Origin of the sequence: Mucilaginibacter lacusdianchii, assembly GCF_009770985.1 — a bacterium.
Lineage (GTDB): Bacteria > Bacteroidota > Bacteroidia > Sphingobacteriales > Sphingobacteriaceae > Mucilaginibacter > Mucilaginibacter lacusdianchii.
Map to the genome: position 1 here is coordinate 1 of NZ_WSRW01000021.1, position 371 is coordinate 371.

Sequence of the window (371 nt, forward strand, 5' to 3'; positions counted from 1 at the left end):
GGCCGTAATAACAGGAGTGAGAGCGCCTGCCGTTCCAACCCCAACAGAAAACGTTGTAGCGTAACTTACTTGCACTGCAACAACACCACTGAATACATAATCACTGGGGGGCAATACTTGCTCAACGGCAAAGCTATTGGTAGCAGCAGCGTTGCCATTGGTGAGAATGCTAGTGACGGCGGCAGACACTCGGGATTGGGATGTCGCACCGATAAATTGGGCTTGGGCGCTTTCGCCAACGGACAATACACCAGCTGCGGCGAGACCACCAGCTAGAATAGCGGCTTTGGCGATTTCTTGGTAGTTAGAAGCTTTCATCGTTTGTTTCCTTCCTTAGAGGGGTTATATGGTTCTGAGGTCATGAGGCGGCT

General features: G+C 51.5%; 1 protein-coding gene. It reads left to right on the plus strand.

Annotated features, from left to right (window positions below; genetic code table 11):
* Nucleotides 1–276 (plus strand): hypothetical protein (locus GPM24_RS22445; RefSeq protein WP_233268937.1); only part of this gene is annotated, 276 nt, incomplete at its 5' end.
* Nucleotides 277–371: the final 95 nt, after the last annotated feature.